This is a genomic window from Rhodoglobus sp. G.S.23 (assembly GCF_056675935.1).
Genome location: NZ_CM155237.1, coordinates 1,491,446 through 1,507,399, shown reverse-complemented (window position 1 = coordinate 1,507,399; position 15,954 = coordinate 1,491,446). Strand labels below are relative to the sequence as shown.

Annotated in this window: 14 protein-coding genes; 10 read left to right on the top strand and 4 right to left on the bottom strand. The window is 56.8% G+C overall.

Annotated elements, in window-relative coordinates; translation table 11 throughout:
- Positions 1-6: 6 nt before the first annotated feature.
- Complete coding sequence (locus AC1ENN_RS07250) at positions 7-1,059, bottom strand: glycosyltransferase (RefSeq protein WP_480405744.1); 1,053 nt, start codon at positions 1,057-1,059, stop codon at positions 7-9.
- 67 nt (positions 1,060-1,126) lie between these two features.
- Here AC1ENN_RS07250 and uvrA point away from each other — a divergent pair, with 67 nt between their 5' ends.
- From uvrA to AC1ENN_RS07200, 10 genes are all read left to right on the top strand, one after another.
- A complete protein-coding gene (gene uvrA, locus AC1ENN_RS07245; protein WP_449646692.1) occupies positions 1,127-4,000 on the top strand; it encodes an excinuclease ABC subunit UvrA in 2,874 nt (957 codons plus the stop codon).
- Positions 4,001-4,073: 73 nt separating this feature from the next.
- The gene (uvrC, locus tag AC1ENN_RS07240; RefSeq protein ID WP_480390778.1) at positions 4,074-6,041 is read left to right on the top strand and encodes an excinuclease ABC subunit UvrC; all 1,968 of its coding nucleotides are present in this window, start codon (positions 4,074-4,076) and stop codon (positions 6,039-6,041) included.
- Between the two features lie 12 nt (positions 6,042-6,053).
- Entirely contained in the window at positions 6,054-6,929 is an 876-nt protein-coding gene (gene rapZ, locus AC1ENN_RS07235) for an RNase adapter RapZ (protein WP_480390777.1), read from the top strand.
- A 45-nt stretch (positions 6,930-6,974) separates the two neighbouring features.
- Positions 6,975-7,955 carry a DNA-binding protein WhiA gene (gene whiA / locus AC1ENN_RS07230; protein WP_480390776.1) on the top strand — a complete coding sequence of 327 codons (981 nt, stop codon included), beginning with the start codon at positions 6,975-6,977 and terminating at the stop codon, positions 7,953-7,955.
- A 109-nt stretch (positions 7,956-8,064) separates the two neighbouring features.
- Positions 8,065-8,691: a superoxide dismutase gene (locus AC1ENN_RS07225; RefSeq protein WP_480390775.1), complete on the top strand. Its 627-nt coding sequence runs from the start codon at positions 8,065-8,067 to the stop codon at positions 8,689-8,691.
- Positions 8,692-8,800: 109 nt separating this feature from the next.
- Positions 8,801-9,808, top strand: a complete 1,008-nt coding sequence (gene gap / locus AC1ENN_RS07220; RefSeq protein WP_449646687.1) for a type I glyceraldehyde-3-phosphate dehydrogenase — start codon at positions 8,801-8,803, stop codon at positions 9,806-9,808.
- 12 nt (positions 9,809-9,820) lie between these two features.
- Positions 9,821-11,038, top strand: coding sequence for a phosphoglycerate kinase (locus AC1ENN_RS07215; RefSeq protein ID WP_480390774.1), 1,218 nt, complete (start codon positions 9,821-9,823; stop codon positions 11,036-11,038).
- Positions 11,026-11,823: a triose-phosphate isomerase gene (gene tpiA / locus AC1ENN_RS07210; protein ID WP_480390773.1), complete on the top strand. Its 798-nt coding sequence runs from the start codon at positions 11,026-11,028 to the stop codon at positions 11,821-11,823. Before AC1ENN_RS07215 ends, tpiA begins: the two co-directional genes overlap by 13 nt.
- Before the next feature lie 46 nt (positions 11,824-11,869).
- Complete coding sequence (secG, locus tag AC1ENN_RS07205) at positions 11,870-12,118, top strand: preprotein translocase subunit SecG (RefSeq protein WP_010202547.1); 249 nt, start codon at positions 11,870-11,872, stop codon at positions 12,116-12,118.
- 33 nt (positions 12,119-12,151) lie between these two features.
- Positions 12,152-12,514 carry an RNA polymerase-binding protein RbpA gene (locus AC1ENN_RS07200; RefSeq protein WP_449646684.1) on the top strand — a complete coding sequence of 121 codons (363 nt, stop codon included), beginning with the start codon at positions 12,152-12,154 and terminating at the stop codon, positions 12,512-12,514.
- Positions 12,515-12,631: 117 nt separating this feature from the next.
- Here AC1ENN_RS07200 and pgl read toward each other — a convergent pair whose 3' ends face one another.
- From pgl to zwf, 3 genes are read right to left on the bottom strand one after another with little or no spacing between them, the layout of a single operon-like run.
- Positions 12,632-13,435, bottom strand: a complete 804-nt coding sequence (pgl, locus tag AC1ENN_RS07195) for a 6-phosphogluconolactonase (protein ID WP_449646683.1) — start codon at positions 13,433-13,435, stop codon at positions 12,632-12,634.
- Positions 13,435-14,406 (bottom strand): glucose-6-phosphate dehydrogenase assembly protein OpcA, encoded by a 972-nt coding sequence (locus AC1ENN_RS07190; protein ID WP_449646682.1) that lies wholly within the window; start codon positions 14,404-14,406, stop codon positions 13,435-13,437. The genes pgl and AC1ENN_RS07190 overlap by 1 nt, the downstream gene beginning before the upstream one ends.
- On the bottom strand, positions 14,403-15,944 hold the full coding sequence (gene zwf / locus AC1ENN_RS07185; protein WP_480390772.1) for a glucose-6-phosphate dehydrogenase: 1,542 nt from the start codon (positions 15,942-15,944) through the stop codon (positions 14,403-14,405). The genes AC1ENN_RS07190 and zwf overlap by 4 nt, the downstream gene beginning before the upstream one ends.
- Between the last annotated feature and the right edge of the window lie 10 nt (positions 15,945-15,954).

Here is a 15,954-nt window from a genome sequence, read left to right as displayed (position 1 = left end):
CATTGCTTAGCCCAGCGATTCGTGAAGGTCAATCATGGCGCGGGCGAGTGGCATCGCATCAAAAGGTAGTGCGGTCTCGCGTGCAGCACGCCTACGCCTCTCCACTGGTTCGGCGCGAAGCACCAGGGTTGCTTGTGCCATGTGCGCAGGATCCGCGGAAGTGCTGAGGCCACCGCCATCTCGAAAATCAATGTGGCCCTGGATGTGCGCGCTCACGATTACCGGGGTGCCAGACGCGAGGGACTCAAGAGTGATCCCATGACCGATGGTGCCGCCAACCGTGACGAACGCGAAGTCTGCGGTGGCAAAGACCTCGGCGCGTTCGGCTAAGGAGAGGTCGTCGGCGCTCAAGAATTGCACTGGCAGCCCAGAGGCGCTCCGCTCGAGTCGATTGCGCAGCGGACCGTCACCCACGACCACTAGATGCGCATCGATCCCCTGGATAGTAATGGCACGGATAGCTTCTATAGCGACTGCTACAGCGCCGCCAGTGGTGAGCGGCGCGGCACACACCACAATCACATCGGCACCGCTCGTGTCGCGGAGAGCAGAGTTGTGGCGCAACGGAGTGAAAATCTCCAGATCCACCCCGGGCTCAACCGTCAAGATTCTACTGGCGTCGAGGTACGCGGAGCGAAGTGTCGTCGACTCGCTGCCACACACAACTCGCTCATAGTTCGTCAGCGCTGCGTCGGTCGACCACTTAGCTTGCACATCGTCGGCTAGAAGTATTGCCGGTACATGGTTGTTTCGCGCCCAGATTCCCAGTTGGCGAAAACTCAGGCGATCGGCAACCTCAAGGCGGTCGGGAACTAGCCGATCAAGCGCACGGCGGATCGCGAGGGGAATCCTCACAAACCCACGGCGCATTGCGGGTCCACGTGCGGGAACCGTGACCACGGTGCCGTACTCGGTCCATTTTACGGACGCGACAATTCCAGGCACAATTACCGAAAATTCGTGACCAGCCGCGCGGTACGCGATTCCGCGTGAACGCACCGCGCTTGAGGGGGAGAGCGCCGGAACTGAATAGAAACTGGCCACGTGCGCGATGTGCATATGTTCATTATCGCCCTCACAAGGCAAACGTTCAGGCAATGTCAGTGGTCTCCGTAGAATAGTAAGAGTGACTACTGCTCCGTTGATCCCCAATTCTCACCTCAGCGTCCGCGGCGCTCGAGTTCACAACCTCAAGAACGTTGACCTCGAAATACCTCGTGATTCGCTCGTGGTTTTCACCGGTCTTTCTGGGTCAGGAAAGTCGAGCCTTGCGTTCGACACGATCTTCGCTGAAGGTCAACGCCGCTATGTAGAATCTCTCTCCGCTTACGCGCGGCAGTTTCTTGGTCAAGTCGACCGACCTGATGTTGACTTCATCGAGGGTCTCAGCCCTGCAGTGTCGATCGATCAGAAGTCGACGAACCGTAATCCGCGGTCCACTGTTGGCACGATCACAGAGATCTACGACTACATGCGGCTCCTCTGGGCGCGCATCGGGGTCCCGCACTGTGCTGTGTGTGGCGAAAAGATCGAACGTCAGTCTGTGCAGCAGATTGCTGATCAGCTCATGAAACTCGAGAGTGGCACTCGCTACCAGGTCGTGAGCCCGGTCGTTAGTCAGAAGAAGGGCGAGTTCGTTGACCTATTCGCCGAATTAACGTCGAGCGGATACTCACGCGCGTTGGTGGATGGCGACGTGATTCAACTGAACGATCCTCCCAAACTCAAAAAGCAGGTTAAACACGACATCTCCGTCGTCGTTGACCGCCTCGTCGCTAACGAAGACATCCTCACTCGCCTCACCGATTCCCTCGAAACGGCACTTCGACTTACCGATGGAACTGTTGCGATCAACTTTGTGGACGAAGAGGGCGATGCTGCATGGCGTTCATTCTCAGAGAAACTCTCCTGCCCCAACAACCACCCCATCCAACTTACTGAGATTGAGCCTCGAACCTTCTCATTCAACGCTCCATTCGGTGCCTGTCCCGAATGTTCCGGGCTGGGTACCCGCATGTCGATCGACGCGGATCTATTAATCGCCGATGATTCAGTAAGCCTGTCAGAGGGCGCAATTCTGCCGTGGACCAACGCAGGAAAGGGCCTCTATAACTATTTCGAGAAGTTGCTCGGCGGCCTAGCCCAAGACCTAGATTTTTCTTTGGACACGCCCTGGGGCGAGCTTCCAGAGGACGTCAAGGATGCGATTCTGACCGGAAATAACTTCAAAGTCTCCGTCAAGTGGAAGAATCGCTACGGCCGAGAAATGAAGTATTCGACCGGGTTCGAGGGAGTTATACCGTACATCGAACGCAAGTATCTCGAGGCAGAAACTGACGTTCAACGGCAACGTCATGCCGCCTACCTGCGCGAAATCCCTTGCCCCGTCTGCCAGGGCAAACGACTCAAACCAGAAGTTCTCGCCGTCACCGTTGCTGATCGCAGCATCTCTGATATTTGCGAATTGAGCCTCAGTGACGCCTACGGTTTCATGAACGGCATCACACTTTCAGAGCGCGATGCTCGTATCGCGGCCCAAGTGTTGCGCGAAATCCGGCTTCGTTTGGAATTTTTGGTCGAGGTCGGATTGAGCTATCTCAACCTCGCCCGCGCAGCCGCGACTTTGAGCGGTGGCGAAGCTCAGCGCATCAGACTTGCAACTCAGATCGGGTCTGGGCTTACTGGTGTGCTTTATGTCCTTGATGAACCCAGCATCGGTCTTCACCAGAGGGACAATCGCCGGTTGATCGAGACCTTGGTGAAGCTCAAGAACCTTGGCAACACCCTCATCGTCGTCGAGCACGACGAAGACACCATTCGCACTGCGGACTGGATTGTCGATATTGGGCCGGGTGCTGGCGAACACGGCGGAGAAGTCGTGCATTCTGGCTCCTATGCTGACCTTCTGAAGAACACGGAATCGATTACCGCAGACTACTTGTCAGGACGAAAGGCGATTGAAACGCCGAAAAAGCGTCGACCAATTGACCGCGACCGGCAAATTACTGTGGAAGGTGCGCGAGCCAACAACCTCCAGAACGTCACCGTGAAGTTTCCCCTCGGCACGTTCACCGCGGTGACCGGAGTGAGTGGTTCAGGAAAATCGAGTCTCGTTAACGACATTTTGTATAGGGTTCTCGCCAACGAACTCAACGGTGCACGTCAGATCCCCGGCAAGCACACGCGGGTCACCGGTCTCGAGAACCTAGACAAGGTTGTCCACGTCGATCAAAATCCCATAGGTCGCACACCCCGGTCAAACCCCGCCACCTATACCGGCGTCTTCGACAAAATTCGCACGCTGTTTTCTGAAACAGGGGATGCAAAAGCACGAGGTTACCTTCCCGGTCGATTTAGCTTCAATGTGAAGGGTGGCCGCTGCGAGAACTGTTCGGGCGACGGAACAATCAAGATCGAGATGAACTTTCTCCCTGATGTCTACGTCGCTTGCGAAGTATGCGGGGGAGCCCGTTACAACCGCGACACACTCGCTGTGAAGTACAAATCCAAGAACATCGCAGAAGTTCTCGACATGCCCATTAGCGAGGCTGCAGAGTTCTTTGAGGCGATCTCTAGCATCCATCGATACCTGAAGACGCTAGAAGAGGTTGGACTCGGCTATGTGCGACTCGGTCAAAGTGCAACCACACTTTCCGGTGGCGAAGCACAACGGGTAAAGCTCGCGACCGAACTACAGAAGCGATCGATGGGGCGCAGCATCTATGTCCTCGATGAGCCGACTACTGGGCTTCACTTCGAGGATGTTCGCAAGTTGCTCTTAGTGCTCAATGGTCTCGTTGATAAGGGAAACACGGTCATCGTGATCGAACACAATCTCGATGTTATTAAATCCGCAGACTGGCTTATCGATCTCGGGCCTGAGGGCGGAGCCGGCGGTGGTCAACTGCTATTCACGGGCACGCCGGAAAAGCTCGCCAAGGTGAAAGATAGCCACACCGGAAAGTTCCTCGACGAGGTGCTCAGCGGCAACCGTGTCTAATCAATCGTCCGGATGTCTAGAGTGAAAACGGCGCACGGAACAAAGATTGCATCTAGCGAGGAAAGGGAACGACATGGCTGAAACAGTCAGTTGGCGCCCTCGCGCGGGTGATATTCCTACTCAGCCAGGCGTCTATCGCTTCATAGACGATCGCAAGAGAGTTTTGTACGTCGGCAAGGCCAAGAACCTCCGTTCGCGGTTGAGCAACTACTTCGCACCGCTATCGTCGCTCCACGAGCGCACTCGCCGTATGGTGCTTTCGGCAACCGACGTCGAGTGGACAATCGTAGGAAACGACTTCGAAGCGCTGCAACTCGAATACACTTGGATTAAGGAATTCGATCCGCCGTTCAATGTTCAGTACAAAGACGACAAGTCGTACCCGTATCTGGCAATCACAATGGGCGACGACGTTCCTCGCGTGCTCGTCACCCGTAACCGAAATCTTCCGAACGCGCGCTATTTCGGACCCTACTCCCGAGCCTGGGCAATTCGCGACACCGTCGACGTTATGCTCAAGGCTTTCCCCATGCGAAGTTGTTCGCAGTCGGTCTACAAGCGTGCGCAACATACAGGTCGCCCCTGTCTGCTGGGAGATATCGGAAAATGTGCAGCGCCGTGCGTAGGGCGAGTTACCCTCGAGGATCACAAGTCGATTGCGCTGGACTTCGCCTCGTTTATGGCGGGCAATGACTCACGGATGCTCAATTCGATCCGGGAACAGATGAATCAGTCAGCAGCCTCGCAAGACTACGAGTCTGCCGCCCGCTATCGGGATCAGATAGGTGCCCTCGAAACGGCACTGGCCAAGAACCAAATCGTGCTCTCTGAAGATGTTGACGCCGACTTCTTTGGAATCGCACATGATGAGCTCGCAGCTGCCGTGCAGCAGTTCATCGTGCGAGGCGGACGTATTCGAGGTGTGCGGGGCTGGGTCGTCGACAAGGAACTTGATGTCGATCTTGGCGGTCTGGTCGAGTCTGTGCTTCAGAATGCGTATGACGACGCGTCACCTCCGCGCGACGTCATAGTGCCGGCATTGCCCGAAGACAGCACGGTGCTAGAAGAGTGGCTAGCTCAGCGGCGTGGAATAGGAGCTCGCGCTCGATTGCGGGTTGCGCAACGCGGTGAGAAAGCTGCACTCGCTCAGACCGTCGAGACAAACGCAAAGAACGCGCTGATGCTCTACAAGTCGAAGCGCAGTGGTGACTTCGTTGCTCGCTCTCAAGCTCTGGCCGACATCCAAGAAGCACTAGGCATGTCTGAGGCTCCACTGCGAATGGAGTGCTTCGACGTCTCGCACCTCTCGGGAACGAACGTTGTGGCATCAATGGTGGTCTTCGAAGACGGATTGCCGAAAAAGCAGCACTATCGGCGCTTCAACATCGCGGAAACGACGGACGACACTGACTCGATCTACCAGGTGCTTAAGCGCCGGCTCGCCTATCTAGCGGTCGGAGCTACCGTGCCAGAATCAGGTCAACCAACCCCAGTGAAGGACCTCGCTAAGTCAGAAGAATCGACGGCGCTGGATGAGCAAGATGTCGCTGGTGAGCTGTCGAACCTCACCCAGCAGCCCGTGAGCTCCACAAAGTTTGCCTATCCGCCACAACTTCTGATTGTTGATGGTGGCCAGCCGCAGGTTTCCGCAGCGAAACGTGCGCTAGAAGAGTCGGGGGTTTCTGGCATTCAACTCGCAGGGATCGCGAAAAGGCTCGAAGAAATTTGGCTTCCGGATTCTGACTTTCCGGTCATCCTGCCGCGTAATAGTGATGCACTCTTTTTGATTCAGCGGCTTCGGGATGAAGCCCATCGTTTTGCTATTACTCATCAACGACAGCGTCGATCGAAAGATGTGTCGTCGGTTCTCGCAACTGTCCCGGGCCTTGGACCAGCGCGGATCAAGACCCTCCTTCAGCATTTTGGATCCGTCGCCAGGCTCAGGGGGGCCTCAGTTGACGAGATCATCGAAGTACCTGGCATTGGCGCATCGACAGCCGACGCCATCATTCAGAAGCTCGCCCAACCCGACCTCAGGTAGTCTGGCAACACCATGAAACCTGTTACCGAACAGCAAGAGATGCTCATCGTGACCGGGATGTCAGGCGCAGGACGATCGACAGTCGGAAATGCTCTAGAAGATCTTGGCTGGTATGTCGTTGACAACCTGCCGCCCCAAATGTTGCGTCCGCTCGTTGATCTCGCCCACCGGGCGGGAGATTCCCTGCCTCGCGTCGCGGCTGTTATTGATGTTCGAGGCGGAAAGCTCTTCTCCGACGCTCAAGAGGCCATCCAGTCGCTGCGAGGCTCGACCTCTCTGCGGGTGCTGTTTCTCGATGCAGAGGACGCTGCGCTTGTTCGTCGATTTGAACAAGTGCGTCGCCCCCACCCGCTTCAAGAGGAGGGGACTCCGCTGGATGGGATTGCCGCAGAACGTACCCGAATGGCAGAAATTCGTTCCAGCAGCGACATCATCATCGACACTACAGATCTGAACATCCACCAGCTCGCAACAACCATTATCGAGAAGTTCTCTGCGGAGAGCGACGCCGGTTTGCGTATTACTATTGAGAGCTTCGGGTTTAAGTATGGCCTTCCAGCAGACGCCGATATGGTGGCTGACTGCAGGTTCCTGCCTAATCCCTTTTGGGTTCCTGAACTCAAAGCGCTTGACGGACTCGATGATCGAGTGCGCGCGTACGTCGTTGGAGCAACCGGAGCACAAGAGTTTGTTGCAGACTATGCACGAGCACTTGAGCCTGTCTTTGCTGGCTATCAGCGCGAAAACAAACGACACGCAACGATTGCGATCGGCTGCACCGGCGGTAAACACCGGTCGGTTGCAATTGCAGAAGAATTGTCGGCGATTCTGAGCGGCTTGCCCGGAGTTGCCGTAAGCATCAAACATCGGGATCGCGGACGAGAGTAGATTACTCATCCATGAACACCGCCACCGTGAAAGAAAGGCCAGTTAGTGGCATTAACTGCTGAAGTCAAAGACGAACTGGCACGAATTCAGTTGGGCAAGACCACCGAGCGCGCAGCTGAACTCGCGACAATTCTGCGTTTCTCGGGCGGATTGCACCTGATTTCGGGACGCATCGCCGTCGAGTCTGAGCTCGAGACCGAACTTCTCGCGCGTCGAGTGCGACGCGACATCGCAGAGTTGTATGGGGTGCGCTCCGAAGTGTCACGAGTTGCGTCATCTGGCGGACGTCGCTCAAATAATCTTTTGGTGCGAGTTCTCGACGGGGGAGAGACCTTGGCCCGCCAGACGGGGCTGCTGGATGCTCGCCGCCGACCCATTCGCGGGCTCCCGAATCGGGTCACGACAGGAGGTCGCGGCGAACTGGCGGCTGTCTGGCGCGGCGCATTCCTTGCTGCCGGTTCCCTCACCGATCCCGGTCGCTCTGCGGCCCTAGAGGTTACTTGCCCCGGGAATGAAGCGGCTATGGCTCTTGTCGGCGCAGCGGGGCGCCTGCGCGTGGCCGCTAAGGCTCGAGAGGTGCGCGGAGTTCACCGCGTCGTAGTGCGTGATGGTGAGGCGATCAGCGCGATGCTCACGATCATGGGCGCAGAAACTACTGTGGTCAGTTGGAACGAGTTGCGCCAGCGCCGCGAGGTGCGAGCGACTGCAAACCGCCTGGTCAATTTCGACGATGCGAACCTCCGCCGCTCTGCGCAAGCAGCCGTAGCAGCGTGCGCGAGGGTCGAGCGTGCTCTTGAGATTCTCGGAGACGATGTCCCCAAGCATCTCCGTTACGCCGGTGAATTACGGTTAAGTCACCGTGATTCGAGCCTTGACGAGCTGGGACACCATGCCGATCCTCCCATGACCAAGGATGCCGTTGCCGGCCGGATTCGACGGCTGCTCGCAATGGCCGACAAGCGCGCAAGCGATCTCGGAATCGCCGGAACCGAAGCGAACCTGCCCTCCGAGTTGGAGGAAGCTTAGCGTTCGATGCATGCGACACGTGTGTCGTATGGACGTGGTTAGACTGGAACCATCTCGCCTGCTCGTGCTTGCCAGCCGCGCAGGTTTCAAGATTCTAGGAGGACTTCCGATGGCTGAATATACCCTTCCCGAACTTTCATATGACTACTCGGCGCTCGAGCCGAGCATCAGTGCGACAATCATGGAATTGCACCACAGCAAGCACCACCAGGCCTACGTGACTGGCGCAAACGCTGCGATCGCTGGACTTGCTGATGCGCGCGATGCCGGTGACCTCTCGAACGTGAACAAGCTGGAGAAAGACCTCGCGTTCAACCTCGGTGGCCACGTCAACCACTCGATTTTTTGGACCAACATGTCACCAGATGGTGGCGACAAGCCGACCGGCGAGCTTGAGAGCGCAATCGACGACCACTTTGGCTCCTTTGACAAGTTCACCGCGCACTTTACTGCAACCGCCATGGGCGTTCAGGGCTCGGGTTGGGCCGTTCTGGCGTGGGATTCGCTGGGAGAGCGGCTCATCATTGTTCAGTTCTTTGACCAGCAGGGCAACTTGCCGGCCGGAATCGTGCCACTTTTGATGCTCGATGTCTGGGAGCACGCGTACTACCTCGACTACAAGAACGTGCGCGCTGACTACGTAAAAGCGTTCTGGAAAATCGTTGATTGGGCTAACGTTCAAGACCGCTTCAGCGCAGCGCGCTCGAAGACAAATGGACTGCTGCTACTCTCGTAGCGGCATCGTGGCCGGGTTTGGCCCCGGCTTTAGCCCTGTCTCCGCTAGATAGCACCACCCCACCACTACAGCACGACGCGTCCTAGACGCCTGATTTTCTGGAGCAACAGTGAGCGTAAAAATCGGTATTAATGGTTTCGGTCGCATTGGTCGCAACTTCTTTCGAGCGGCTTTGGCCAAAGACAGCAACATTGAAATTGTTGCGGTAAATGACCTCACAGATAACAAGACTCTCGCTCATCTGCTCAAGTACGACACAATCACAGGTCGTCTCGATGCAGAAGTAACGTTCGACAACGACCAGATCGTTGTCAATGGAACCGCGATCAAGGTATTCGCTGAGCGTGACCCCGCCAACCTTCCTTGGGGAGAGTTGGGTGTTGACATCGTTATCGAATCAACTGGTCACTTCACCAAGTCAGTTGATGCAGCGAAGCACATTGCTGCGGGTGCGAAGAAGGTCATTGTTTCTGCTCCTGCCTCAGGTGACGACGTAGCGACCGTAGTACTTGGTGTTAACGAGGGCGATTACGACCCCACCGTGCACAACATCATCTCGAACGCATCGTGCACGACAAACTGCCTCGCGCCATTGGCGAAGGTCTTCATGGACAACTTCGGCATCGACACCGGCTTCATGACCACGGTTCACGCTTACACTGCTGACCAGAATCTTCAGGATGGTCCTCACGGCGACTTGCGTCGTGCTCGTGCAGCAGCGCAGAACGTCATCCCGACGTCGACCGGTGCTGCAAAGGCACTCGGTTTGGTTCTTCCTGAGCTCGTGGGCAAGCTTGACGGCTATGCACTTCGCGTTCCTGTTATTACTGGATCGATCACTGACCTCACCATTACGACGTCAGCTGATGTCACGGTTGAGAAGATCAACGCCGCATACAAAGCAGCGGCGGAAGGTCCCCTTAAGGGAATCCTTAAGTACACAGAGGACGAAATCGTCTCGAGCGATATCGTCGGCGATCCGCATTCCTCGATCTTCGACGCCGGACTCACTAAAGTCATCGGCAACCAGGTCAAGGTCGCGTCATGGTACGACAACGAGTGGGGATACTCTAACCGTCTCGTGGATGTTGCAGAGTACGTCGGCGAACGCCTCTAACCCCCGCCGAATATGAGCCTCAGAACTCTTTCAACGTTTTCGGACCTCCGGGGAAAGCGTGTAATCGTCCGTTGCGATCTCAACGTTCCCCTCAAGGACGGTCAGATCACCGACGACGGTCGCATTCGTGCTTCTCTGCCGACGCTCAACGCTCTCATCAACAAGGGTGCACGGGTAGTTATCGTCTCGCACCTTGGTCGCCCTAACGGCGAGCCTGATTCGCAATACAGTCTTGAGCCTGTGGCCCAACGACTTTCGGAACTTCTCGGCAAGGCTGTCGTCTTTGCCAAGGACACCGTGGGTCACGCCGCAGAACAGGCAGTTTCGGAGCTGGGAGAGTGTGGCGTCGCGCTGCTAGAGAATCTGAGATTCAATTCCGGTGAAACCTCAAAGTCAGAGACTGAACGTGGAGAGTTTGCTAGCAAGCTCGCTCGCTTCGGTGACGCGTTCGTCTCTGACGGTTTCGGTGTTGTTCACCGCAAACAAGCGAGTGTTTTCGAGCTTGCACAGATCCTCCCGAGCGCGGCTGGGCTTCTGATCGAAACTGAACTCGATGTGCTCGAACGGTTGACTGTCACCCCTGAGCGGCCCTACACCGTCGTCTTGGGAGGTTCGAAGGTTTCGGACAAGCTCGACGTCATTGGCTCGCTTCTTCCGCGCGTAGATTCACTGCTCGTCGGGGGAGGAATGCTCTTCACTTTCCTTGCCGCCCAAGGGCACAAAGTCGGAGCAAGCTTGCTGGAGGCTGATCAACTTGAGACAGTCAAAAACTATCTCGCCCAAGCTCACGATCTCGGCGTGCAAATTATTTTGCCAACCGATGTTGTCGTCGCGGAATCTTTCGGTCCTGATGCGGCTCATGCGGTAACCGCTGCAGATCAGATCGAGAATACCGAGTTCGGCGCGAGCGGGATCGGGCTCGACATTGGACCAGACACTGCCGCACGATTTGCGGATGTCGTCCGCTCGTCTCGGACAGTGTTCTGGAATGGGCCGATGGGCGTATTCGAGTTTCCGGCCTTTGCCGCAGGCACGAAGGCAATCGCTCAGGCACTCACTGAAACCGAGGGTTTTGGAGTCGTCGGTGGCGGCGACTCTGCGGCGGCGGTTCGTGCACTAGGTTTTGACGATGACCAATTTGGTCACATTTCTACGGGTGGCGGAGCGAGCCTTGAGTTCCTCGAAGGTAAACCACTTCCCGGACTGGAGGTACTTGGATGGCAAAGCTAAAGCGTGTCCCGCTTATTGCGGGCAACTGGAAGATGAATCTTGACCATCTTCAATCAATCGCATTTGTGCAAAAACTTGCATGGACGCTGAAAGACGCAAATCACGACTTCGGCGTCGACGGCGCAGAAGTTGCGGTGTTCCCACCCTTCACTGACCTTCGGTCCGTGCAGACTCTTATCGCAGCAGACAAGCTCGACGTCCGTTTCGGCGGTCAGGACCTTTCCGAGCACGAGTCTGGCGCCTACACGGGTGAGATCTCTGGCGCGTTCCTTTCATCGTTGGATTGCCGCTACGTCTTGGTTGGGCACTCTGAGCGTCGCACTATGCACGGTGAGACTGACGAGCAGCTCTCTCGCAAGGTTGCAGCAGCGCTGAAGCACGGTCTCGTTCCCGTGTTGTGCGTCGGTGAGACCGCCGACGATCTTGAAAAACACGGCCCAAGTGCCGTTCCGGTCTCGCAGCTTAAGGCTGGACTTGCGGGAATCTCGGGCTCACCTGAAATCGTTGTCGCTTACGAGCCCGTCTGGGCCATCGGATCCGGCAAGGCTGCGACTCCGGAGCAAGCAGAGCAAGTTGCCGCTCGACTTCGTGAGACGCTCGCAGAAGTCCTGGGCGAAGACGTTGCCGCAGCGACTCGAATTCTTTACGGCGGCTCGGTGAAGTCTGCCAACATTGCTAGTTTGATGCGGGAGCCCAATATCGATGGTGCTCTTGTTGGCGGAGCGAGCCTCGATGTCGCCGAATTTGCGAGCATTTCGCGCTTCTCCAAGCACGTCGGCACCTAGCCGTTATACTGTTCGAGGCCTGAACGGCCTGTTCGAAAGGTTCTTTGTGGAAATTCTCCAAGTTGTGTTGCAGGTCCTGCTCGGTATTACGAGCTTGCTGCTCACGCTTCTTATCCTGCTTCACCGTGGTCGCGGTGGAGGCCTCTCCGATATGTTCGGTGGGGGAGTAACATCCAACCTCGGCGCATCGGGTGTTGCCGAGCGCAACTTGAACAGAATCACGGTGATCCTCGGAGTCGTGTGGATCAGCTGCATCGTTGTTCTTGGGCTCATTACCAAGTTTGACGGCGCGTAAAGAACCTCCAGCCTCTCGAGACAAGGAAACACAGTGGCATCAGGCGGTAGTGCAATTCGCGGATCGCGCGTTGGCGCAGGTCCCATGGGTGAACAAGATCGTGGTTTTCACGCTGAGCGCGTCCACGTTTCATACTGGGATGCCCTGGGCAACGAGACCGTACGGTCTTTTGCGGCCACTGTTCCCGACGAGGACATCCCGGAGACAATAGATTGCCCGTCTTCTGGCCTCCCTGCGGGCCGTGACAAAGAGAATCCTCCATCGGTAGCAAAGCTTGAGCCATATAAGACTCACCTTGCCTACGTAAAGGAGCGCCGTAGCGACGACGAAGCCGCCGAGTTGCTAGAGGAAGCGCTACTACAATTACGCACGCGACGAGGAACTGTAAGTTCCTAGAACGTCCCGTGCGGGCTGCAATATCTAAAAGTAGGGGTCCAACCGTGTATCGGTTGGACCCCTACTTAGTTTGCGCTGAACCGTCAGTTAGCGCAGAGCTCTTGGCAGTCGCGGATTCTAGTGTTCGTCGGTCGCGTCCGCGCTAGTCCAGAACTCTCCTGGATCGATAAGGGAATCGGGAACCTGCGCTGCAGCATCCGAGTCGACAAAGAAGAGTGTCTTGCGGCGTCCCTCTAGGCCTGCTGCAGGGACCTCGTTGTAGCTAGCGCCGGCGAGCGTCAGTCCGAGTGCAGACGCCTTGTCGCTTCCTGCAACCACAGCCCAGATCCGCACAGACGAATTGAGCACTGGAAGAGTCAGACTGAGCCGTTCATCAGGTGGCTTAGGCGAATTGCGGACCGCGATAACAGTGCGCTCCGTCTCGCGGATGCCTTCACGTTCCGGAAACAGCGATGCGATGTGGCCGTCGGGGCCAACCCCCAGAAAAACGACATCGAAATTGGGGTACTTGCCAGACCGCGCTGCGTGACTTGCTAGTTCAGTCGAATAGGCTTCAGCGGCTTCGTCCAAGCTCAGCCCAGCGTCGGAGGCGGCGAATGGATGAACTCGCGCTTGGTCGACAGGAATGTGGTCCAGTAGTGCCGCTCGAGCTTGCACGTCATTGCGTTCGGAATCTCCTGCAGGCAACCAACGTTCATCGCCCCACCAGAAGTTGACGCGTGACCAGTCAACCGCACGGCGTTTCGCCGATCTATTGATGGCTTCAAGTACCGCTTGTCCCATAGTTCCGCCGGTGAGTACGACAGTCGCTTCATCAAACTCAGCAATGATATGAGGGACTTTCGTGAGAAAGCGATCAGCTACGGCTTCGGCGAGTTCTGGTTTCGTCGCATGGACAATTGCACGCCGTTCGTTGCTCACTAGTTACTCGCCTTCATAGAGTTGTTGACCTGCACGCTCGTAATTTCGCTCACTCCGCGACGAACCACTTCGCCGAAAAGGCTGTCGGGGTCGAGACGGCGTAGCTCCTCAGCCAGGCAGTCACGGAGGCTGCGACGCGGGAGAGAAATGTCGTGAACCGGTTGATCTGGCTGAGTCAATGTAGCGATGCTCGCAACATTGCGTTCAAGCGAAATCGTGCCCGATTTGCGTTCCATGATCACAGCGTGAATGCCGGTGGGCACGGGGGAGCCATCCGCCACCTCAAGAGAGACTTCCACTTTGAGTTGCATTTGAAGCCAGGCCGCGAGGAGCATCGTCGAGGGTGAATCAGCGGCGCCGCTTACGGTAACCGCAGTGATGGCCTCAAAGGGCGGCTGGTCGAGCACGGCCGCAAGCTGCGCACGCCACAGGGTGAGCCGCGTCCACGCAAAATCGGTGTCACCGGGAACGTAGGTCTTGCACATGCGGTGCATTGCATCGAGGGGGTTCTCGTTTGCAGCGGCATCCGTAATCCTGCGCTGCGCTATGCGACCCAGTGGGGACTCTGATGCGCTCTCTGGGGCCTCTCCCGGCCACCAAGCCACAACAGGCGCGTCAGGGAGCAAGAGGCCTGTGACGAGGCTCTCCTGGTCGATAGCGGCGTCACCGTAGGCCGTAACGACAATAACTTCGCTCGCGCCTGCGTCGCCACCAACGCGAATTTGAGCGTCTACTCGCGGCTCTTGCTCGCGGTCGGATGCCGCGCTGCTCGTCGACACAACAAGAACGCGCATAGGGTGCTCTCGAGATGCATCATTAGCGGCCGCAATAGCTTCTTCTTCGTTACCAAGTTCTGTAGCGATAATCAGCGTCAAGACTCGACCGAGAGCCACGGCTCCGCCGTCCTCACGAATTCTCACAAGTGCTTTTGAGATCTTTGCCGTCGTGGTGTTTGGCAGATCAACGATCATGGTCTTCTCCAAACTCGTCCATCGCGCGCCATGAGGTCGTCAGCAGATTGTGGTCCCCAGGTGCCTGGGCGGTACTGCTCGGGGGCTCCCTGCGTTTCCCAGAATTCTTCAATTGGGTCGAGGATCTTCCAACTCAGTTCGACTTCTTCATGGCGGGGGAACAGGGGAGGATCTCCGAGCAATACATCCAAAATGAGACGCTCATAGGCTTCGGGGCTTGCCTCAGTGAACGCATGGCCGTATCCGAAGTCCATCGTGACATCCCGGACATGCATTTCTGCGCCGGGCACCTTCGATCCGAACCGGATTGTGACACCTTCATCCGGCTGAACTCGAATCACGAGTGCGTTCTGTCCAAGAGCGGAGGTGCGGCTTTCTTCAAACAAGTATTGCGGAGCGCGCTTGAACACAACGGCGATCTCAGTAACGCGGCGTCCAAGTCGTTTTCCCGCACGGAGATAGAACGGAACGCCAGCCCACCGTCGAGTTCCGATGTCCAGACGGATGGCTGCGTAGGTTTCCGTCGTCGACTCCGGATTCATTCCCTCTTCGTCGAGGAATCCAGCGACCTTTTCGCCGCCCTGCCAGCCGCCTGCGTATTGCCCGCGAGCGGTGTGCTCACCGAGATTAGCGGGAAGGCGAACTGCGGAAAGCACCTTCTCCTTTTCTGCCCGCAAGTCTGCAGCATCAAACGAAACCGGTTCCTCCATAGCCGTCAGTGCCAGCAATTGAAGTAGGTGATTCTGGATAACATCACGGGCAGCACCGATGCCGTCGTAGTAGCCGGCTCGGCCGCCTACCCCGATATCTTCAGCCATGGTGATCTGAACATGATCGACGTGATTGGAATTCCACAGGGGCTCATACAGCTGATTGGCAAAACGCAGCGCCAAGATGTTTTGGACTGTTTCCTTGCCGAGGTAGTGGTCGATCCGAAATACGCTGTCTGGAGGGAAGACTGATTCCACGACATCGTTGAGCTCGCGAGCAGTCTTGAGATCGCTACCAAATGGTTTCTCGATAACCACCCGACTCCACTGACCATCGCGCTGTTCGGCGAGGCCAGAATTACGGAGCTGTTCAGTGACCTGCGGGAAAGACTTCGGAGGGATCGACAAGTAAAACGCGTGGTTCCCCATCGTTCCGCGTTCGCGATCGAGCTCGCCTAGCGTCGTCTTGAGGCGCTCAAATGCTGCAGCGTCATCGAATTCGCCCTGCACAAAACGGATTCCCTGTGCGAGTTGCTTCCACACATCTTCATCAAAGGGAGTTCGCGCGTATTGCTTGACGGCGTCGTGAACGACTTTTTCGAAGTCCTGGTCTTCCCACTCACGCCGAGCAAAGCCGACGAGAGCGAAACCTGGGGGAAGCAGCCCCCGATTCGCGAGGTCATAGACCGCAGGCATGAGCTTTTTGCGCGACAGGTCGCCGGTGACGCCGAATATAACTAAGGCGCTAGGTCCTGCAATGCGATTAAGCCTGCGGTCAGAACTCAACCGCAATGGGTTAAAATCGGCGCTGATGTCAACGGGGGACATGCTTCTCCTC